This is a genomic window from Kosakonia radicincitans DSM 16656 (assembly GCF_000280495.2).
Lineage (GTDB): Bacteria > Pseudomonadota > Gammaproteobacteria > Enterobacterales > Enterobacteriaceae > Kosakonia > Kosakonia radicincitans.
The window spans coordinates 174,774-195,695 of sequence record NZ_CP018016.1 but is presented as its reverse complement, the minus strand read 5'-3'; the positions used below and the strand labels follow the sequence as shown (position 1 = coordinate 195,695).

Below are 20,922 nucleotides of genomic sequence, written 5' to 3'. Positions count from 1 at the left end.
GAGGGTCAATCGGTTAGCGCTGCTGCGCCAGCCACACCAGCATCTTCAGGCTGGCAGAGTAGTAATCATCCTGCGCGGTGATTTGCGGCTCGGCCAGCGGTTCTCCCAGCGTTAAATCACGTACCGCCAGCAGACCGTCATTCATCATATACGGCGCCGTTTCGTTGGTCGCCACATTCACCCAGGCCGGCGTCTGATTGCGGCTAAAGCCCTGCCACCAGCTACGCCACGGCATCAGCAGCGCGCTTTGCGGATCCTGCCAGCTGATATACAGCGGAATACGGATAGCATCATAACTCATGCGTGGCGGCCACTCTTTTGCCGGGGAAAGCTTGCCATCCGCCGCCAGCGAAACCCAGTCTGTCGGGAGCTGTGCTTTGCCAAAGCGCATTTTCCCCAGCAGCTTTTGCCCGTCGGCGATCAAATCGCGCCACACCACTTGATGGCTTCGTTTCGCGAAATCCTGCCACGCCGGGAAGATGAAATAGGCGGGATTCAGGTTCACATAGGTGTTGAGGTTGAAGCCGTTCGCGCCTGGCAGCATCACGCGGTAACCGGCATAACTCACCACGGTATGTTTCAGCACGGCCTGCGTAATAGCGTCCGACGCGCTGGTATAAGCCGGAACATTCCAGCGCTGCCCCGCTTTCAGCAGCGCCCAGGCCAGCAGAACATCGCCATCCGTCGCATCGTTTTTATCAGCAACAGGATCGGCTTCCACCGGGTTATAACGCCAGAAAAAGAGGCCGTTATCTTTATTTCTCAGGGTCTTATTCGTCCAGTTCCACATGCTGTCAAAGGCAGCTCTGTCATCACTGGCCACCGCCATCAACATGGCGTAACCCTGGCCTTCAGTATGGGAAACACTTTTATTACCGGTATCGACGACGCGTCCATCCGGCATTAAAAAACGGGCTTTATAACTATCCCAGGCCGCAGAAGCCTGGGAAAATGACGTAAACAACAGACTCACCATCACCACCAGAGCGGCGAATACGCGCTTCAACATGGGTTTACTCACTTGGGTTAGCGTAACGGAAGAGAACATCCGACACAGAATAGAGCCTTTCGCGGGTAAAAACGAGACCTGCCGCACCACCCTGCTCTTGCATCCAGCGGGTATACAGCCCCTCAAGCACGGCGCAAAAAGCAAAGCACCAGCGCTTCCGGTGCGCTTCTTCCCGCGCGACCGGCAAGCCCTGATGACGAAATGCCAGCCCGTCATCACGGGTATCGATATCGATAAAACCCCAGTTGAACAGCGCCAGTTGCGCATTGATATTGGCTTCCAGTTCGCCCACGGTTTCCGACGGCGGAAGCGGCGTGCGTTCCGCCATTGCATCACCCATCTGTCGCAGGAACGGCAGGCTTTCCGCTTCACCGACGTTGTTTACCATGCCGTCAATCATTACGCTCAGCAAATCAAACCAGCCCGGCGCGGTTTGCTGCTGCTGAAACCACAAGAGCAACGGCGTATCAGAAGTGTGTGTCATCATTTGTCTCCCAACATGTACCGGAGCCAAATCCCGGCGGTGCTTTCGTTATAATTGCCGAAGGTGTCGTAGCCGACTTTGCCGCCCACCGTCATATTTTTATTCACGTTGTAATCCAGCCCCGCATGGAAGTTGTAGCCGATACCGTTTTGCGAAGTGCCCTGGTACTGCGCCTCTTTGATAAAGCCAAGATCCGCCAGTTGCTGGAGCATCTTCTGTGCCTCAGGCTCGGTCGGGAAATAGTCGCTTTTATCCTGGGTATAAGACTGATATCCCACAGCGCCGCCGATGCTCAGCTTCCAGTTATCGATTTTCTGCGAAAGATCGACCGGTAAAGAGACGCTGACATAGTTCTGCGGACTGAAATAACCGCCCTGGCCGTAAGTGAAGTAGCTGAGGTTTTTCGAGAAATCCATCCAGCTCACGCTCAACCCGGCCTGCAACTGGCGGAAATCGTCATGCCACGGGCGTAAATAGACCCCGGCATTGGCGTTCATGCTGGTGTTGCTGGCAACATCCGTCCCGAGATAACTGTAACCTCCGCCGCCGACGTAGAACCCGGCATCGCCATCATCGTAACTTAACTGTACCGATCCGCCGTTTTTGGTGACCTGCCCCCAGCGCTGGCCGGAGTATTTATCCTGTAGTCCGACATACGACAGCAGGCTGTCGGTGATCGCGCGGCGCTCGCCGGTGAAGATCAGCGTCAGGTAGTTGGTCAGTTTCGGCGACCACTTCACGCCGCCCACCAGCGAGGTGAGATCCTGCCCGAGCGGCGTACTGCCGATATCCAGCTTGTAGCTGTCGCCGCTGAGCGCCATATTCAGCTCCACGCCGCTGGCGTTTTGCGAATCGGTAGAGGCGTTAATTGCATCGTTGTAATTCTTCTTGTAGTTCGATGCGCTCAGGCTTTTCAGGCGGCTCGAACCCAATAAAGAGGTCAGGTTGTTGTAACCCTCATCAGTAAACGGTGTCAGTTTGCTGGCATCGGCGTAACTTGTCAGATCGGTAAATTTATCGCTGCCGTCCGTTGCCGTAGAACTGTTGGCATTGCTGATGGAGGTGGCAATATTGCTCGCCGCATCTGCCAGCGGGTTTGAACCATAACGACGCCAGGCATCGCCCGAAGCGCTACCGGAACTGAGGCTGACTGGCGTGGCAGTAAATTCAAAGCGCGCATCGCCGAACGGCGAACTGGACCAGGTCAGCGGCGCTTTCGCTTCCGTTAACTTGCTGGTGCCGGTTTCCCCGTCGCGACCGCGAATATCCACTTCACCTTGCAGCCACATGCCGGTTTTTTCGTTCATCTGCTGCATCATGTCATCCACCTGGCGCAGCGTACGGCTTTGCGCCGTTTCTACCGGCAGATCGGTACGCGTAGTGCCCGGCAGATTACTGCCCGGCTCACGGGCCACCTGCGCCACCTGCCACGGCAACGTCTGCCCATACAGCGACTGAGGCGCAGCCGTGTCAGCCGTGGTTTTACTGGTAGTCATAAACGGGTTATCAGCCAACAAAACGCCGCCAATTGTTGGCGTGGCCGCGCTGTTGGTCGATTCCAGCCCCACCAGCTTGCCGCGGGCGCTACGCAACAGGGTCATCGCCTGCTGATGGTTACCCTTTGCTTCTTCCAGCCGCGCCAGCAGTAGCAGGCGTTCCGGTGAACTGTTACTGCGCAGACCATTCGCCAGGGTCTGGGCTTTATCAATATTATTTTCCGCCAGCGCCACATCAATCGCGCCGACACGCGCGGCCTGATCATCGCTGTCGCGCGTCATCAGATAGTCATACAGCACGCCCGCTTCTTTGTTCATTTTGCCGCTCTGGTAGAGACGGCCCATGGCGAACATCAAATCGGTATTCTGCGGATCGCTTTGCAACGCGCGAATCAGCTTGTCATAGGCGGCGGCATAGTTGCCCTGCTCACGCAGACGATCGGCTTCATTAATCACATAACCGTTACGCACGCCCGCCAGTTGCGCCGGGGTGCTGCGCGCCTGCATCTCGGGGCTGGAAACAAAGGCCTGTGCTTCCTGGTTCAGCCCGGCCTGATTCAGCACGGCAATTTGATCGGCGTAATCCCCGGCATTGCCCTGCACGCCCTGCTGCATATTGGCCCGCACCAGCGAAACCGCCGTTGTCAGATCGCCGGTTTGCGCCAGCATCCGCGCCAGTTTCCCGGCATCGGCCGGGCTTTCCGGTGGCGTGCTGGCGAGCGCTTTCAGGGTATTCGACGCGGCAACAGTATTGCCCTGTGCCAGGTAACGATCGGCGGTCGCCATTTGCAGGTTGTAGTTCACCCGGCGGGCGAGATCGCGCGTCTGGCTGTTTTGCCCCGCGGGCGAGATCCGCGACAACAACGAGCTGGCCTGCTGCCAGCCGCCATTTTCACTGGCGAACAGCGCGGCGGCATACAGGGAGCTTGCGCCCGCGCCGCTGCTTTGCGCCGGAAGCATAACGCTCGCCGCTTCATTCTGCTGGCCGGATTGCTGTAATAATCGCGCCAGATCGAGGCGCAGCCACGGATCGTCCGGCAACCGCTCAACGCCCTGACGCAACAGCGCAATCGCCTGCGGCGTATTGCCGCTGGCAGCCAGTTGTTGCGCCTGACGGCGCAGCGGATCGCCCGGCGCGCCGGTTACTACGCGCGGTTGCAGCTTCGCCTGCAAGCTGGCCGGTAGGGTTCGCAGCATGCTCTGAGCTTCTGCCGTTTTGTTTTGATCGCGCAGAACGTAATAGAGGTTTTCGCGCGCCGGGGCATTCTGCGGTTGGTCGTTCAGAATAGCGCGCAGTGCCTGCTCCGCCTGCGGGTAATCTTTGTTCTGGCGTAACACATCGGCGCGGAACAGTTTTGCCGCCGTTCCCCGCTCGCCGCTCTGCTGCGCCAGCGGTGCGGATAGGGCCAGCGCCTGGCTGACATTGCCCTCTTTCAGCGCCTGTTGCGCCTGCGCCAGTTGGCCGTAAAACGCCGCGTCCTCCGCCTGCGTTTTGCGCTCGGCAGAGGCATCGCCACCCAGGCTCGCCGCCCGATTCAGGTATTGCGCCGCCGCCTGATAATCTCCATTGCGCTGAGCGATATAACCCATGCCCGCCAGCGCATCGGCATCCTGCGGATTGGTTTGTAGCACCTGTTCAAACTGCCGCTTCGCCGTACTGCTGTCGCCGCTGTTCAGGGCGGTAAAGCCCGCGCCTTTCGCTGCGCCGCCGATGTTTTTGCGGTAGTAATCCTGAACTTCGCTGTCCTGCGGATGGCGTTGCAACCAGGTGTCGTAGAAGCGCTCATCGCCGGACTGCGGCCCAAGCCACAGCAGTGCCTGTCGTAAACCGGCATCGGCATCTTTGCTGCCGCTGGCCATCGGTTCGAGCATTAAAATCCCGTCGCGGCGCGTCTCTTCACGCCAGGTGAGCATCTTGCCCAGTGCCACGCGCGCGGCATTGTCCTGCGGATTCTGCGCCACAATGTGCTGCATCTGCGCCAGCGCCTGCGGATAGAGCGCTTTGTCGCTCGCCATCGTCAGGTAATATTCCGGCGCCAGACCCGGCGGAGGCGTATTGCCGTTAAACAGGCTGCGCCAGGTCTCCAGCGCGGCCGGAATGTTGCCGCTCCGCGCCTGCTGACGCGCCAGCGTGAGCTGCCCTTGCGGCACCTGCGCCATCTGTTTGGCGTTATCCAGCGCCTGCAATTCGCCATCGCCGGGCGCGGTTTGCGCCAGCCGCGAACGCCACTGCGCGGCGGTCTGCAAATCGCCATTTTGCTGCGCCCACAGCGCCATCAGATACATCGCCCGGGTGTTATTGGCATCAACCATTAACACCTTTTTCAGCGACTCCATCGCCAGGTCGTCATGGGATTTTTCATGCCAGTAGTTGGCCTGATCGAACAGCGCTTTTAAGGCCGCATCATTCGGCGCGGCCTGTGCCTGCCCGGCAGCGCTGAGCGCAAGTGCGCCGGAGAGGCAAACGGTCGTCCACCGGCGGGCGGTTTTGTTTCGCATTGTGGTCACCCTTTTCACTTGCTGTTCTCCGGATGCAGACGTTTACGCTCGCGCTTTTTCAGCGCCAGATAGAACAGCCAGCCCGCCAGCGAACCGACCAGCAGTCCCAGAATGGCCAGCAGCGCTGAGTGCTGGTTGGCATACCAGACCACCATCATCTGCGGTGGCATTTGACCGCTCGGGAACTGTTCGCCGACGCGGAAGCTGCGTACCCCGTTTTCATTGGTGATGATGGCGGCATCGCCGCGAATACCGGCGTTAATACGCGCTGAGGCCAGATCGCTATGCAGGTGCGAAAGCTGTTCATCGCTGCTGCCCAGCGCCAGTACCACCAGACGCTCATCGTTCCACGGTGAGCGGAAACTGATAAAACCGCGCCATGCTTCGTTAGAGGAGAAGTAGCGATCGGCCTCCAGCCCTTCGGCCGCCCAGTCGCCCGCCATCCAGCGCTGCACTTTCTGCCACAGGGAGGGCGCGCGCACGCCCAGCGTGTTGTCATGGGTGATAAACGGCGAGTCAGCCAGCAGCGCATGGTTGAAGTCGTGCTGATCCATGCCCGTGACCGCCAGCACGTCGCGATCGCGCACCAGCTCTTGCAGGCCGCCGCCGGTGGGAACGCCAAGCACCACGCGGTTATGTCCCAGCGCCGTTCCGGTGGCATTACCGGAGCGAGCAGCCATATCCAGTAGCGTGGCGAGTTGCGTTTCCGACGGATTCTGCGGCAGCATCAGCACCGTTTCCGCGTAGTCCGCCATGCGGGTAAACGGGAACGACGCGCCAACGAAATAGGAGAGGTTCGGCAATAGCGCAAAGTGACGCGTGTGGCTTAAATCGATCCATGAATCATCATCAATGCGGCTTTTGATGTTGTTGTTGAGCAAGGTGCTGCACGGCGCATTCTCTTTCGGCACGATGTTGAAGTAGAGCGAGAGCTGGTTATCGCCGTAGATCATGTACGGCTCCAGCGGCATATCGAACGACTCCTGACGCGCATCGCCGCCCAGTTTGTGCCACAGCGTTTCCAGCGCGCCCTGTTTATTGACCGGCAGGTTGTGCAGGAAAGTGTCGTTCATGGTCATGCTCAGCCAGGAGCGCTGCTCATCGATCCAGTTTTCCGTCGGGAAGCGGTAACCAATATGCAGCGGGATGGTTTCTCCGTCCCACAAAAACAGATCCGGCGCGGCGCGAAATGCCACCTGCAACGGCGAGTGCCAGATCCCGGTGGCGGTCAGGCTTTGATCTTTGCGGATCAACTCATGAAGCTTGATGGGACGATCGGTTGGGATCCAGCGCGGCGCATCATAGGGTTTGCTCAACGGAATGGTCTGCGCCGTAACATCAAACGCAGGCGTTTGCGGCGTGAAATTGCCCCGCGTCAGCCGCCAGGCCGCCGCACGCAGTTCATGTTCATCTTTGCCGACAACCAGCAGCAGCTTGTACACCGGGTTCGCCGGGTTATCGATAATTTTCAGCAGCGGCTGCGTGGTTTGCGGCAGCGTCAGGCCGCCGATCTGCTCGCCGGGATGGCCGATCAGGATGCCGTTCTGTTCCGGCAGACGATCGTGATATACCGCAAACGAGATGCCGCGATAATCAGCCTGAATCCCCATCCACGAGGAGATCAATGCACCCGCGCTAATGGCATCGGCGCTCAACGTCGAGCCGAATGCCATCGCAATGCTGGTGGGCGACATCTGCATGCTGTCAAAGAACGGGCGCGGGAAGTGGCTCAGATCGGCACCAATATCCAGTTGCTGCCCTTCCAGCTCAAAACGCGAATCCGGCAGGACGGTGACACGATACTTATCGTTCAGATCGCGCTGGCACTGCATCGCATCGCCATCATTGATTTTGAAGCTCAGGTTGTTGCTGGAAACCATCAGCGCTGCCGGAATATCCAGCTGGTAGCGCGACAGATCACTATCAGTAGCGGTCAGTGGTACGGTGCCCAGCGGCTGGCCATTAAGCATCAATTGCAGGGTGGCATTACGCGCCGCCATTGCCGGGGAGATCTTTAGATTCAGCGCCAGCCGGGCGTTGGTGATCACCTGATCCATCGGTAGGGTAAAATCGATGCCGCTCTGGAACTGGCCGCCGCTCAGGGTTAATCCCTGCGGTTGCCCCATCTGCGCCAGACTCACGCTGTTGACCACCGACGGCACAAAGGCCGATGCGCTTTGCGTCGTTGTCGGCGGGGGTAAATCAACCGGCAGCAGCGATGAAACCGTTGTTTCCTCACTGTGCAGCGGCGCCATAAACAGCATACCGACCAGCATAGCCAGCGTTGTCAGACGTTTCATACGCCGCCCTCCTCCGACGTCGCCTTCGCCGCCAGCTCTGCCCGCAGGCGGCGGTTTTCCCGACGCGATGTCCAGGTCAGCCAGAAGAGATCAAAGACGCAGCGCACAATGGTCAGCATCGAGCGGAACGGGTTGTCCTGCGGTTTCGGCGGATGGATCCACGCATCCGCGCGGGAAAGCACCACGCGCACCAGTTCACGGCGGCGCGACAGCGGAATATCGTCGAACATCAGGCGGATATACTCTGCATCGCTGGCGATGATGCGAGCCGGAATGGCAATCGCACCCGATTGCAGCAGCAGCTCAATCTCTTCGATTTCATCGCTCTGGTGGCGCTCGTCCGGTACCACGATACGGCAGCCGCCCATCGATAAATCGGCGGTCTGGCTGCGCGAGGTAATACCGCTGGCATAGTGGATCAACACCGGAATATCGACATCAATACGGATGGTTTTGCGGGTCTGACGGGTTTCCCGCGCCACGGCAATTGCCGCCAGCAGGAAGATCAGGCTGTACAGCCCCCAGCCGACGTTAAGGGCGATAACGCGCGGATCGACGCCGAAGTAATCATGGGCGCAGGCGCGGACAATCCCGGCCACCACGCCAGCTGCCAGCAACACCGCGATAATCAAATGCGGGCGCACCACGCTGAAATCGAAATAGCCAACGTTCAGCAGGCCGCCTTTATCGGTGACGTTAAATTTCCCGCGTTTCGGGAACAGCATGGTGACGACGGTCGGCAGGACAATATGGAACGCCAGCACGATGTCATAAATCTCTCCCCAGAAGCTGTAACGGAAACGTCCGTTCAGACGCGAGTTAACGAACACGGCAAGGAACAAATGCGGCAGCGCGTAGGCGAAGACCAACGTGGCCGAAGAGTGAATAATGTTCAGGTTAAACAGCAAATAAGCCAGCGGCGCGGTCAAAAAGGCGATTCGCGGCAGCGCAAACTGGTAATAAAGCATCGCGCTCAGGTAGCACAGACGCTGCGGAAGGGTCAGCCCACGTCCCAGCAGCGGGTTATCGAGGCGGAAAATCTGCGTCATGCCGCGCGCCCAGCGGGTACGCTGGATCACATGCAGTACCAGGCGTTCGGTCGCCAGACCGGCCGCCAGCGGGATATCGATAAACGCTGTGCCCCAGCCCAGGCGCTGCAATTTCAGCGCGGTATGTGCATCTTCGGTCACCGTTTCCACGGCAAAACCGCCAATCTCCTCCAGCGCGCTACGGCGGATCACCGCGCACGAGCCGCAGAAAAAGGTGGCGTTCCAGTTGTCGTTGCCTTGCTGGATCGGGCCGTAGAACAGTGAGCCTTCATTAGGAATGTTGCGGCCTACCGACAGGTTGCGTTCGAACGGATCCGGTGAATAGAAGTAGTGCGGCGTCTGTACCAGCGCCAGTTTCGGATCTTTCAGGAAACCGCCGACCGTAGCTTGCAGGAAAATTCGCGTGGCAACATGGTCGCAGTCGAAGACGCAGATCAGCTCGCCGTGGGTAAGCTTCATCGCGTGGTTCAGGTTGCCGGCTTTGGCGTGCGCATTGTCGTTACGGGTGATATACCCAACGCCGACATCGGCGGCGAACACCGCAAACTCCCGGCGTTTACCGTCATCAAGCAGGTAGATTTTCATCTTATCACGCGGGTAATCAATACATTGCGCGGCGAGCACCGTATCACGCACCACATCCAGCGGTTCGTTGTAGGTCGGAATGTAGACATCCACCGTCGGCCACTGGCTCATATCATCCGGCAGTTGCACTATTTCACGCTTCAGCGGCCACACAGTTTGCAGGTAGCTCAGCAGCAGCATCACCCAGACATAGACTTCCGCAAGGAACAGTCCCATGCCGAGCAGGGTTTCAATCTCAGAGTTAAAATGCAGGGTTTGGGTCAGGCGGAAATACATGTAGCGTGTCGACAACAGCGCTGACATCACGACCATAATCACCGAAACACTGCGCTTTTTGCTGAATCCAAGCAGGAACAAAATACCCATGCTGATCAGGCCAAAAATATACTGCTTTTGGCTGTCCATCGGCGTAATGACCACCAGCAGGGCGACAGGAACCATTGCCAGTACCAGCAAAACAGAAAGAAGCTTTTTCATAGGTTGCCCGTGAGCGTTAGAAACCTGACATGCGCGGCGAGTTGTGAACCGTCCCGTCACCGATTTTGACGCCTAAGATGCCGGCGACGCGTTTTGCAATGAGTTCAATATCGAAAGCGGCTGCGGAAGCCGGGCTAAAATCGAACACCGATTGCTGTGAGGCATTCGCTTCGGCAACGCTTTCATCGCGGTGCAGCACACCCAGGAGCTGGTTGCCCAGGCGCTGCTCAAGAAACGTGGTGACATCACGGCTGATCTGGCGGCGGTTATCACTCTGGTTGACCACAAAATAGTGACCAGCTTTACGGTTGAGCACGTCCCCCGTCAGGCGGTTGTTTTCGATTTGCGGCAGCAGGGAGAGCGATGCGGTATCCGCCAGCAACGTCACCAGATGCACATCGGCCAGCCGCGACATGGCTTTTAACGCAGCCGACGGCCCTGGCGGAAAATCCGCGACGATAATCAGACCCGGATAGTTCAACAGCGTATTCAGTCCACGCGTTAAAAAGTGCTCGTCATTCGCCAGCCGCTCTTCAAATGTGAGTCGCTGCTCTTCCGTGGCGTCGCCATAAGGCAGGACGAAGATATTGCCGCCTGCGGTGAGGACAAACTGGCTCCAGTCCGACGATTCCGCCGCTTTGGCAACGTAGCCGCGTCCGTCCGTTAGCGGTACGCCAAAATGCAGGCGCAGCGCATTCTGCACGTCAAAATCGAGCGCCAGAACTTTGCTGCCCGAACGGGCCAGCGCGTACGCCAGATTCGCCGTCAGGGTCGTTTTTCCGACACCGCCTTTCGGTGAACAAACACAAATCAACGGCATGACGCGATCCTTTCTAACAACGAGTGTAATGGCTGGTTTTTTTCCGTTTTCGGCTTTGCTTCCGGCACTTTGGCGGCGAAGAGTTGCGCGTAATTGACGGTGGCAGATTTTACCCCCTCGGCAGGCAACGCTCTCACCGGTGTGGGGGCGAGCACAGGCGCCGGGGGCGGAATGACCGTCGCAAGCTGGCTGGCAACTCCTTGAAAAATGGAAGGAGCCGGTATTGACGCAGGTTCGCTGACGTCGACTGCGGGCGCATTCTCTGTGCGGGCAAAGAGATCCGGTTCAACGGATTGCGGGACAGGAAGAGAAACATGGCCGCCCATGGTCAGCGTCGATTCATCCGTTGCCGGAGAGAGCTGCTGGATCAGTGCCCAGTTTCCCTGGTCGCTGCCAGGGTTTTGCGCGGAGAGATCCTTAAAATCGTGTTTCTGGTTGCGGGTTTTATCCTTAAACCTCTGCAAATCATCATAATGATTCATTGTTAATCTCATGATTTACAAAATAATATTGTACCCACCACCGCTAAAGATCTCAGCGCCCGGATATTGGTCGAGTTGTGGCTTTTTATTTTGGCTGTGCTGTGTTTGCGCGGGTACAAGATAATGTTTCGGCGATGATCTTCCGCCTGTTTTTACGTGTTACATTTCAGCATTGCTAACACGGTGTTTATTTCCGGTAAATATATAAACAATACCCATACATGTGCCATCTTTTTTTGCTGCTGTATCTATTAAAGTATTAACGTCCAAAAATGTAGGGATATTATGGGGATAAAAACCAGCTTAACCTAAATTTATATTAATAAATGTCATTTTTACCTTGATTAAAAGAGTAATAATCCAGACAAAGAAATAATAACCTTAATTTTTGCTTACTCAGAGAAATATTTAGAAATAATTATTGGGAGTCATAAAACTGTTTTATTCCGCTAACCCATTATTCCTACTGAAATTATCTCTCCGTTCGTTTTAAGGTAAATTTATTGAAAATTTCAAAATTAAGTCGGAACGTTTATAAGGATTGTCAGCAGCGGAGAATATCGATTGTCGGGTGCAGAGTAAAGTGGCAGGCCCGGCAACCTGAACGCTGCCGGGCACATGAGGATTACGCGTGCGGTTTCTCGCCGTTCTCATCCTGGTCGACGGCAAAGCAGGCAACCAATTGACCGCCGTAATCTTTCAGCTGCGGCTGCAGCTGCGTGCAGGGGCCGAAACGACGGGAGCAGCGGGCGTTAAACGCGCAGCCCGGCGGTGGATTCAGCGGGCTTGGCAGCTCGCCGGTCAGTTTAATACGCTCGCGGCGCTCATCCGGATTCAGGCGCGGCGTTGCAGAGAGCAGCGCCTGAGTGTACGGGTGACGCGGGTTGGAAAAGATCTGGTCTTTCGTGCCTTTTTCCACGCAGCGGCCGAGATACATCACCATCACTTCATCGGCGATGTGCTCAACCACAGAGAGATCGTGGGAGATAAAGACGTAAGAGAGCCCCAAATCCTGCTGCAAATCCATCATCAGGTTGAGCACCTGAGCGCGCACGGAGACGTCCAGCGCGGAAACGGGTTCGTCGGCAATCACGACATCCGGATCGAGCATCAGACCACGGGCGATAGCGATACGCTGACGCTGACCGCCGGAGAACATATGCGGATAACGATCGTAATGCTCGGTTTTCAGGCCAACTTTCGCCATCATCGCCAGCGCTTTTTCCCGACGCGCCTCTTTGCTGAGAGAAGTGTTAATCAGCAGAGGTTCTTCGAGGATCTGCCCTACTTTTTTACGCGGGTTCAGCGAGCCATACGGGTTCTGGAAGACGATCTGAATCTTCTGCCGACGCAGCTTCTGCGCATGGGGATCGTGTTTCAGTAGATCCTGACCCTGGTAATACAGCTCGCCGCCGGTCGGGGTTTCAATCATCGTCAGCAGACGGCCGAGCGTGGATTTACCACAGCCGGATTCGCCCACCACTGCCAGCGTTTTACCGCGTTCCAGGTTGAACGATACGCCATCCAGTGCTTTCACCAGGCGTTCCGGGGCAAACATTCCCTTCTTCACCGGGTAGTATTTTTTCAGGTCGATAGCCTGCAACAGCGGCTGCTGCGAGGTGGCCTCGTGCGTACTCATAGTGTCGGCCTCCCGGCGTCATCGAGTGGGTAGTGACATTTGGACTGACGGCCGCCATCGACGGTGTTCAGTGCCGGTTCCTGCTCGCGGCATTTGTCCGTTGCATACGGGCAGCGCGGATTCAGCAGGCAGCCAGTGGGGCGGTCATATTTGCCAGGAACAACGCCCGACAGCGAAGCCAGACGCGCTTTGTCCTGCGCAAACTCCGGCAGCGCACGTAGCAGCGCCTGGGTGTAAGGATGACGCGGCGCGCGGAAGATATCTTTCGCTTCGCCGGTTTCCACCACCTGGCCTGCGTACATCACAATGATTTTGTGCGCCGCTTCCGCCACCAGCGCCAGATCGTGAGTGATCAGGATCAGCGCCATATTCTCTTTTTGCTGCAACTCCAGCAAAAGCTCGATGATCTGCGCCTGGATGGTCACATCCAGCGCGGTGGTCGGTTCATCGGCAATCAGCAGTTTTGGCTGACAGGCAATCGCCATGGCAATCATCACGCGCTGGCTCATCCCGCCAGAGAGCTGGTGCGGGTATACGTCCAGACGCGAGGCCGGATCGGGAATACCGACCTGCGTCAGCAGGTCAATTGCGCGCTGACGACGGGTTTTCTTATTCCCGCCCTGATGCACCTTAATCGCTTCCATTATCTGGAAACCGACTGTGTAGCACGGGTTCAGGCTGGTCATCGGATCCTGGAAAATCATCGCGACTTCGGAGCCCACCAGACTGCGGCGCTCTTTTTCAGAAATGCGTTTCAGATCCTGGCCGTTGAACTCCAGGTTTTCGGCCATTACGCGACCGGGGAAATCAATCAATCCCATAATCGCCAGTGAACTGACGGATTTACCGGAGCCAGATTCACCGACGATGCCAACCACTTCGCCCTGGTTCACGCTATAACTTACGCGGTCTACGGCGCGGAACTCGGAGCCAACGTCGCCGAAGTGCACCGATAATTTATCTACATTTAATAACGCCATCTCGAACCTCTTACTGCTTCAGTTTGGGGTCGAGCGCATCACGCAGTCCGTCACCCATCAGGTTAAATGCCAGCACCGTCAGCAGGATCGCCAGACCCGGGAAGGTCACGACCCACCAGGCACTCTGCGCGAACTGCAACACGTCGGAGAGCATCGTGCCCCACTCCGGTGTTGGCGGCTGCGCACCCATGCCAAGGAAGCCAAGGGCGGCCATGTCGAGAATGGCGTTCGAGAAGCCCAGCGACGCCTGAACGATCAGCGGCGCGAGGCAGTTGGGGAAAATATTGACGAACATCTGGCGCATCGCGCCCGCACCAGCAACGCGGGAAGCGGTCACGTAGTCGCGATTCACCTCCACCAGTACGGCGGCGCGCGTGAGTCGCACATAGTGCGGCAGGGCGACAAACGTCAGCGCCAGCGAGGCGTTGACGATCGACGGGCCGAAGATAGCCACCAGCACCAGCGCCAGCAGCAAGCTCGGCAGCGCCAGCATAATGTCGACGACACGCATAATGATGCTGTCGATAACGCCGCCAAAGTAACCGGCCACCAGGCCGAGCACGATGCCCGCAATCAACGACAGCACGACCACCAGACAGCCCACCAGCAGCGACAGACGGGCGCCAAACATCAGGCGCGACAGCGTATCGCGGCCCACATCATCGGTACCCAGAATGTGCGTCCAGGTGCCGCCGTCCTGCCAGACCGGTGGCGCCAGCAGCGCATCGCGGAACTGATCGGCCGGGTTGTGCGGCGCAAGGAAGTTAGCAAACACGGCGATAATCAGCATGATCACCACGTAAGCCAGGCCAACAACCGCACCTTTGTTGCGTTTGAAATAGTGCCAGAACTCCTGCAACGGCGTCATTGGCACCGGTGCAGCAATAACTTTATTTTCAGTAACTTGTGACATGATGGCCCCTTACTTCTTATGCCGAATACGCGGGTTCACCACGCCGTAGAGCAGGTCGACCAGCAGGTTGACGAGGATAATCATCGTCGCGACCAGTAATACCCCGCCCTGCACCACCGGATAGTCGCGGCGCTGCAGCGCATCAATCAACCAACGACCCAGACCCGGCCAGGAGAAGATGGTTTCCGTCAGGATCGCGCCCGCCAGCAGCGTGCCGACCTGCAAGCCGATAACCGTCACCACCGGCAGCATGGCGTTGCGCAGCGCATGCACGATGATCACGCGCATGCGGGTCAGCCCTTTTGCGCGCGCGGTACGGATGTAATCTTCACCCAAAACTTCCAGCATAGAGGAGCGGGTCATACGCACGATCACCGCCAGCGGAATGGTGCCGAGCACAATGGCTGGCAGGATCATATGCGCAAGGGCATCGATAAAGTTGCCCTGCTCGCCCCAGATGGCGGTATCTATCAGCATAAATCCGGTTAACGGATTGCTGTCGTCAAGGAACACCATATCGCTGACGCGTCCGGAAACCGGCGTCAGGTTGAGCTGCACCGAAACCAGCATGATCAACATCATGCCCCACCAGAAGATAGGCATGGAGTAGCCGGTCAGCGCAAGGCTCACCGCAGTATGATCGAAAATAGAGCCACGTTTGACGGCGGCCAGTACGCCCACCGGAATACCCACAGCGACCGCAAAAATCATGGCGCAGATACCGAGTTCCAGCGTCGCTTTAAAACGCGGCACAAACTCGTCCCACACCGGAAGTCGGCTCTTCAGAGAGATGCCTAAGTCACCGTGCAATACGCCCCAAACATAGTGGACATATTGTTCCCAAAGCGGCTTATCAAGACCAAGCTCAGCCAGCAATTGAGCGTGACGCTCAGGAGAGATACCACGCTCACCCGCCATGATCATTACCGGGTCGCCGGGGATCATATGGACAAAGGCAAAGGTGAGAAGGGTGATACCGATAAACGTTGGGATAACCAGCCCCAGACGTCGGAGAATGAACTGCAACATAACCCGGATTCTCAGTAGTGACGCAGCGCCTGGCGGCGGCGCGTCTGTATTGCTCACAAACAGGAATTCCCTCCGCAGAGGGAAAACGCTTTACCCCCTCTCCCGGAAAGGAGAGAGGGTAGCTATCGTGCTTATTATTCGACAGACACGTTTTCGAAGTGGTGTTTGCCTAACGGATCAACAACATAGCCTTTGACTTCTTTACGCACCGGCTCATACACGGTGGAGTGAGCGACGATCAGCGCCGGAGCCTGGTCATGCATCACTACCTGAGCCTGCTTGTAGAGTTCAACACGCTTGTTGTGATCGTCGGTTGCGCGAGCCGGTTGAATCAGATCTTCAAACGGCTTGTAGCACCAGCGAGAGTAGTTAGAACCGTCTTTCGCCGCTGCGCAACTGAACAGGGTGGCGAAGAAGTTATCCGGATCCCCGTTGTCGCCGGTCCAGCCCATCATGACTGCCTGGTGTTCGCCCGCTTTCGCGCGCTTCAGGTATTCACCCCACTCGTAGGTCACGATTTTGGCTTGTACGCCGACTTTCGCCCAGTCAGCCTGAATCATCTCAGCCATACGGCGAGCGTTCGGGTTGTACGGACGCTGTACCGGCATCGCCCACAGTTCAACGGTAAAGCCTTTATCCTGACCGGCTTCTTTCAGCAGCTGTTTCGCCTTCTCCGGATCGTAGGTGTAGTCTTTAACGTCGTCGTTATAGCCCCACATGGTCGGCGGGATCAGGTTTTTCGCCGCCACGCCAGCGCCCTGGTATACCGCTTTGATGATCGCTTCTTTGTTCACCGCGTAAGTCAGCGCCTGACGCACTTTCACGTCATCAAACGGTTTCTTCTCGGTGTTGAAGGACATGTAGCCAACGTTCAGGCCAGCCTGCTCCATCAGCGTGATGTTTTTGTCCTGCTTCATACGAGCGATATCCGCCGGGTTCGGGTACGGCATAACCTGGCACTCGTTTTTCTGCAGTTTGGCATAACGTACGGAAGCATCCGGGGTGATGGAGAAGACCAGACGATCGATTTTCGGCTTGGTGCCCCAGAAACCGTCAAACGCTTTGTACAGGATGCGGGAATCTTTCTGATATTGCAGCAACTGGAACGGACCGGTACCGATCGGGTCGAGGTCCACTTTCTCCGGCGTACCGGCTTTCAGCATGTTGTCCGCGTACTCTTTGGAGAGAATAGAAGCGAAGTCCATTGCCAGGTCGGCCAGGAACGGCGATTCCGGACGGGTCAGCACGAACTGAACGGTATTGTCGTCGACTTTCTTCACTTCGCTAATCAGGTCAGGCAGACCCATGCCTTCGAAATATTCGTAGCTGCCGCCAGAGACTTTATGGTACGGGTTCTGATCGTTTTTCTGACGGTCAAAGGAGAACACCACGTCATCCGCGTTGAAATCGCGCGTCGGTTTGAAGTCTTTGTTGTCCTGCCACTTCACGCCTTTACGCAGGTGGAAAGTGTAGGTTTTGCCATCAGCGCTGATTTCCCACTTCTCAGCCAGGCCAGGAATCACTTCCGTGGTGCCGATTTTGAATTCCACCAGACGGTTATAAATCGGTACGGAGCTGGCATCATAGGTGGTACCAGAGGTGAAAAGCTGTGGGTTAAAGCCTTCAGGCGAGCCTTCAGAACAATAAACCAGGGTTTTAGCCTGCACGCTTGCCGCGACGGTCATGGCCACCAGGCTAAGACCGAGCTTCAGCATCCCTGACTTCTTCAAGGAAATACTCATTGATTCTGCTCCAATGTGATATGTGTTGTTACCCATGCAGTGGGTATGTCCGACAGACCTTTATTAGTTTTTTACCCGGTCTGGTCGGTTGTGCCCGAAGGCGTTATGAGAGATGGGGATTCCTTTCACAAGGTTGACTGAGTTGCAGTGCAGATTCTCCTTGAAATGCCCCTCATGCCCTACAATCTGTCAACAGAATGTCAAAACGTCAATACAGGTAATCGGGATTTACAACGACGGTGAGAATCGGTAAACAAAGTTTAAAAAAACTTCAAGCCTCTATTTTCAGCAGGGAAATTTGTGCTAGCGCCGAGGCAGCAGAATAATTCGCTCATTAACCACCAAAATCCAGTGCTTAACTTTCATGCAGATTATGAAAAATTTCTTGCAGAATGATGATTATCTGAGCGATTAATGCCATGAACGCTAAAACGCACAGCGAAAAATGCTGTCATTATCCATAAGCAACGCGAAAAAAGATCCAAACATATATAAAAAAATACAATGGAATATCGTACAAAATTGTGAACTGGTAGCGAGAAGTGGGGATAACGGAGATTTTCGATAATTTCGCCGGCTGGCGCTGCGATTGTCCGGTCTACGGGATCGCGCCAGGCCGGTAAGGCGAAGCGGCCTTCAGGCTATTTTCCAGGATGCAGAAAGCAAAAAACCCAACCTTGCGGTTGGGTTTTTCTGAATTTGGTCGGTGATAGAGGATGACCCGCCACTGTGTGGCTCGCCCTGCGGGCCGTTTCTGAAGCAACGTTCTCTCGCGATGCTCGAGTCGAACCTCTTCCCCCGGAGGTTCTCATCCTCTTTTCGAGGCCGGAAAGCAAAAAACCCAACCTTGCGGTTGGGCTTTTTTGAATTTGGTCGGTGATAGAGGATTCGAACCTCCGACCCCTTCGTCCCGAACGAAGTGCGCTACCAGGCTGCGCCAATCACCGAATGCGGGGCGCATCTTACTGCCGTGAAGCTACCCCGTCAATCCCCTAATGTAAAAAACCATACTGACTGGCGATAAAGCCAGCAGAGCGCTTACTTCGCCGCCTGAGCCGGCAAATGGCACCAGTTATTGTTCTCGTTAATACCGCCATTTGGCGAGGTATAACCGAGGCAACCCATAATGGTGTCGTACAGTTCAACATGGCGACGCGGCGTTTTAAACGCTGCCTGCTGCTTAAGCTGAGCAAACATCTGCGCCTTTTGCGGATCCTCAAGATACTTGTCGGACATCCACACCATCATCGGCACGCGGAACTGCTCCGGTGGCGCCATTTTGCGCGGCGTACCGTGCAGATGCTCCTTTTCATTGATCGACTCCCCGTGGTCAGCGGCATAGAAAATGATCGCTTTCCGGTCGCGCATCTTATCAATCACGCTATCAATAAAGTAATCCACATAGCTGACAGAGTTATCGAAGGAGTTTATCAGCTCTGCTTTGCTGCACTTGTCATCGACGCCGACACACTCTGGCGTCCACTGCGCAAAGTTGCGCGGATAACGCTGGGTATAGTTAAAGTGTGAGCCTTTGGTATGCATAATAATCAAATGCTTACCTGCGGATTTATTGTCCAGCGAATTCTGCATTTCATCGACAAGCAGCATATCGTCCACGCTTCTGCCACGGTTACGCGGCTCCGCACCAATCTGCTCGCGATAAGCAATGTTGTCGGCCATGGTATTGCTGTAGAACCACATCTCGCTCTGCATGGCGTACAAATCGCTGGCGAAGCCCAGTTGTTTAAGCACGGCAAAGACGTTTTGCTCTTTCAGCGTGCGCTGCGGGTTATCTTCCGCGCCGCCTTCACGCACAAACATACAGCGCAGAGAGAGCTTGGTCGCGGTGTCGCATGAGTAACCGCGAAACGCCACGAGGTTCTTCTCCTTCGCCAGCTTCGGCGTGGTATCGCGGGAGTAACCCAGCAGCCCCATATGATCCCAACGCGTGGTCTCGCCAATAATGAATACCACCCAGGTATCATCGATATCTTTTGGCGCGACATAGGTAAACTTCGTCGCCGGGTTGATCAGCGATTTATTGCCGGAGGATTCATCCACCTGTGCCCAGGCATACAGCCCCAGCGCAGAGAGCCAGTTTGACGGCAGATAGGAGTTCGCCACTACCCCGCCATAGCTCGGCATATCAACCTTTGACGTCCGCTCGGCCTGTTTCTGCTCCATGTCCAGCAGACGGATTGGCCCCCAGACCAGCAACCCCGCCAACAGCACCAGGCCCAGACTGCGAATGCGCATCCCCGGCGTACGCAGCTCGTTCAGCAGCGTAAAGCGGCAGCGGTTGCCCCAAATCAGCAGCAACGGCAGCGCGCTCACTGCCACCATCCAGACAATAAGCTGCCAGCCCACCACTTCTTTGGAGAGATCGATATCCGTGGTCATGACCGAAGCAATGATGCCATAGCCAATCACCACGTTGAGAAACGTCATGTAATAGCTGGCAGCCGCAGAGCACACAACCACCAGCGAAGCCAGCACGCGCCAGACACGGCGCCCCGTCAGCGACAACAGGCGTAATAAAAAGAAAGTGACCAGTACCGTACCAACGAGTTCAACAACTGCGGAGATACCTTTCAACGCAGTGAAGGATTGCGCATATCCATCAAACCGACGGAAAAAAACCGCGCTATTCATAAACAGACCGATATATAGCGCTAGCAGGAAGCTCAGCTTCTGCTGCGTCATTGTTTTGATATAACTCATGCAAGCAACTCTACAACTAAGGGGAAAAATCCTGACTCAGGCAGGCTATTAATTGGCAGCGGAAGTTAACAGCGGAAACTTCTGAAGCGTGGTAAGTAGACCATAGCGGGGCGGAAAAGTGTCATGCGGAAAGCTTAACCAGCCATATATTTACAAAATATATGGCTGGCGTCAGAAATTTAGCACGAAAGAGCGTTATCAGGAGGTAATCACGTTAAGTTTTACGTCAATGTTGCCACGCGTTGCGTTGGAGTAAGGACACACAATATGGGCTTTTTGTACCAGCGCTTCGGCTTCCTGATGATCCATACCCGGCAAGTGAATATCCAGCTGCGCTTCAATACCAAACCCGGTCGGTAGTGGCCCAATGCCAACTTGTCCTTCAATGTAAGCATCCTGCGGTACTTTCTTTTTCTCTACCGAGGCAACATGTTTCAGCGCTCCAAGGAAACAGGCTGAATAACCTGCGGCAAAAAGCTGCTCCGGGTTAGTGACTTCACCGCCAGCACCGCCCATCTCTTTGGGTACGCCAAGTTTTACATCCAGAACGCCGTCAGAGGAGGTGGCACGACCATCACGGCCACCGGTTGCTTTTGCTTTAGCGCGATAAACTACTTTTTCTAAAGACATCTATAGACTCCTTCAGTAGGGAAGAACCTGACCAATAAGGATAGACGCTCTGGAGAAGGTTGGCGGC

At 56.1% G+C, this 20,922-nt stretch carries 14 protein-coding genes, 1 tRNA gene and 1 other RNA gene; all 16 read right to left on the bottom strand.

All coding sequences use genetic code 11. The features are described 5' to 3' along the window. Positions 1-13: 13 nt before the first annotated feature. Positions 14-1,009 carry a family 8 glycosyl hydrolase gene (locus tag Y71_RS00930; protein ID WP_007369580.1) on the bottom strand — a complete coding sequence of 332 codons (996 nt, stop codon included), beginning with the start codon at positions 1,007-1,009 and terminating at the stop codon, positions 14-16. Positions 1,010-1,013: 4 nt separating this feature from the next. Next, positions 1,014-1,496 (bottom strand): cellulose biosynthesis protein BcsD, encoded by a 483-nt coding sequence (gene bcsD, locus Y71_RS00925; RefSeq protein ID WP_007369579.1) that lies wholly within the window; start codon positions 1,494-1,496, stop codon positions 1,014-1,016. Beyond that, positions 1,493-5,488 carry a cellulose biosynthesis protein BcsC gene (locus Y71_RS00920; protein WP_007369578.1) on the bottom strand — a complete coding sequence of 1,332 codons (3,996 nt, stop codon included), beginning with the start codon at positions 5,486-5,488 and terminating at the stop codon, positions 1,493-1,495. Before Y71_RS00920 ends, bcsD begins: the two co-directional genes overlap by 4 nt. Positions 5,489-5,502: 14 nt before the next feature. Then, positions 5,503-7,788, bottom strand: coding sequence for a cellulose biosynthesis cyclic di-GMP-binding regulatory protein BcsB (bcsB, locus tag Y71_RS00915; RefSeq protein WP_007369577.1), 2,286 nt, complete (start codon positions 7,786-7,788; stop codon positions 5,503-5,505). Next, on the bottom strand, positions 7,785-9,899 hold the full coding sequence (gene bcsA, locus Y71_RS00910; RefSeq protein ID WP_007369576.1) for a UDP-forming cellulose synthase catalytic subunit: 2,115 nt from the start codon (positions 9,897-9,899) through the stop codon (positions 7,785-7,787). Before bcsA ends, bcsB begins: the two co-directional genes overlap by 4 nt. Positions 9,900-9,915: 16 nt before the next feature. Further along, on the bottom strand, positions 9,916-10,719 hold the full coding sequence (gene bcsQ, locus Y71_RS00905; RefSeq protein ID WP_007369575.1) for a cellulose biosynthesis protein BcsQ: 804 nt from the start codon (positions 10,717-10,719) through the stop codon (positions 9,916-9,918). Further along, a complete protein-coding gene (bcsO, locus tag Y71_RS00900; protein WP_007369574.1) occupies positions 10,710-11,201 on the bottom strand; it encodes a cellulose biosynthesis protein BcsO in 492 nt (163 codons plus the stop codon). Before bcsO ends, bcsQ begins: the two co-directional genes overlap by 10 nt. 625 nt (positions 11,202-11,826) lie before the next feature. Next, positions 11,827-12,840, bottom strand: coding sequence for a dipeptide ABC transporter ATP-binding subunit DppF (gene dppF / locus Y71_RS00895; RefSeq protein ID WP_007369573.1), 1,014 nt, complete (start codon positions 12,838-12,840; stop codon positions 11,827-11,829). Continuing rightward, entirely contained in the window at positions 12,837-13,820 is a 984-nt protein-coding gene (gene dppD / locus Y71_RS00890) for a dipeptide ABC transporter ATP-binding protein (RefSeq protein ID WP_007369572.1), read from the bottom strand. The genes dppF and dppD overlap by 4 nt, the downstream gene beginning before the upstream one ends. Before the next feature lie 10 nt (positions 13,821-13,830). After that, positions 13,831-14,733 (bottom strand): dipeptide ABC transporter permease DppC, encoded by a 903-nt coding sequence (dppC, locus tag Y71_RS00885; RefSeq protein ID WP_007369571.1) that lies wholly within the window; start codon positions 14,731-14,733, stop codon positions 13,831-13,833. Between the two features lie 9 nt (positions 14,734-14,742). Further along, complete coding sequence (gene dppB / locus Y71_RS00880; RefSeq protein WP_007369570.1) at positions 14,743-15,762, bottom strand: dipeptide ABC transporter permease DppB; 1,020 nt, start codon at positions 15,760-15,762, stop codon at positions 14,743-14,745. 134 nt (positions 15,763-15,896) lie between these two features. Continuing rightward, positions 15,897-17,504 carry a dipeptide ABC transporter periplasmic-binding protein DppA gene (gene dppA, locus Y71_RS00875; protein ID WP_035886750.1) on the bottom strand — a complete coding sequence of 536 codons (1,608 nt, stop codon included), beginning with the start codon at positions 17,502-17,504 and terminating at the stop codon, positions 15,897-15,899. A 700-nt stretch (positions 17,505-18,204) separates the two neighbouring features. After that, a non-coding RNA gene (locus tag Y71_RS00860) (RtT sRNA) lies at positions 18,205-18,337 on the bottom strand. A gap of 37 nt (positions 18,338-18,374) precedes the next feature. Then, positions 18,375-18,451 (bottom strand) — tRNA-Pro (locus Y71_RS00855). A 91-nt stretch (positions 18,452-18,542) separates the two neighbouring features. Beyond that, positions 18,543-20,225: a kdo(2)-lipid A phosphoethanolamine 7''-transferase gene (gene eptB / locus Y71_RS00850; protein WP_007369568.1), complete on the bottom strand. Its 1,683-nt coding sequence runs from the start codon at positions 20,223-20,225 to the stop codon at positions 18,543-18,545. Positions 20,226-20,423: 198 nt separating this feature from the next. Next, on the bottom strand, positions 20,424-20,855 hold the full coding sequence (locus tag Y71_RS00845) for an organic hydroperoxide resistance protein (protein ID WP_007369567.1): 432 nt from the start codon (positions 20,853-20,855) through the stop codon (positions 20,424-20,426). Between the last annotated feature and the right edge of the window lie 67 nt (positions 20,856-20,922).

Bases quoted from the DNA above. Each gene is read 5' to 3' on its own strand.
- Y71_RS00930 (WP_007369580.1), bottom strand. From the start codon at position 1,009: ATGTTGAAGCGCGTATTCGCCGCTCTGGTGGTGATGGTGAGTCTGTTG.
- bcsD (WP_007369579.1), bottom strand. From the start codon at position 1,496: ATGATGACACACACTTCTGATACGCCGTTGCTCTTGTGGTTTCAGCAG.
- Y71_RS00920 (WP_007369578.1), bottom strand. From the start codon at position 5,488: ATGCGAAACAAAACCGCCCGCCGGTGGACGACCGTTTGCCTCTCCGGC.
- bcsB (WP_007369577.1), bottom strand. From the start codon at position 7,788: ATGAAACGTCTGACAACGCTGGCTATGCTGGTCGGTATGCTGTTTATG.
- bcsA (WP_007369576.1), bottom strand. From the start codon at position 9,899: ATGAAAAAGCTTCTTTCTGTTTTGCTGGTACTGGCAATGGTTCCTGTC.
- bcsQ (WP_007369575.1), bottom strand. From the start codon at position 10,719: ATGCCGTTGATTTGTGTTTGTTCACCGAAAGGCGGTGTCGGAAAAACG.
- bcsO (WP_007369574.1), bottom strand. From the start codon at position 11,201: ATGAATCATTATGATGATTTGCAGAGGTTTAAGGATAAAACCCGCAAC.
- dppF (WP_007369573.1), bottom strand. From the start codon at position 12,840: ATGAGTACGCACGAGGCCACCTCGCAGCAGCCGCTGTTGCAGGCTATC.
- dppD (WP_007369572.1), bottom strand. From the start codon at position 13,820: ATGGCGTTATTAAATGTAGATAAATTATCGGTGCACTTCGGCGACGTT.
- dppC (WP_007369571.1), bottom strand. From the start codon at position 14,733: ATGTCACAAGTTACTGAAAATAAAGTTATTGCTGCACCGGTGCCAATG.
- dppB (WP_007369570.1), bottom strand. From the start codon at position 15,762: ATGTTGCAGTTCATTCTCCGACGTCTGGGGCTGGTTATCCCAACGTTT.
- dppA (WP_035886750.1), bottom strand. From the start codon at position 17,504: ATGAGTATTTCCTTGAAGAAGTCAGGGATGCTGAAGCTCGGTCTTAGC.
- eptB (WP_007369568.1), bottom strand. From the start codon at position 20,225: ATGAGTTATATCAAAACAATGACGCAGCAGAAGCTGAGCTTCCTGCTA.
- Y71_RS00845 (WP_007369567.1), bottom strand. From the start codon at position 20,855: ATGTCTTTAGAAAAAGTAGTTTATCGCGCTAAAGCAAAAGCAACCGGT.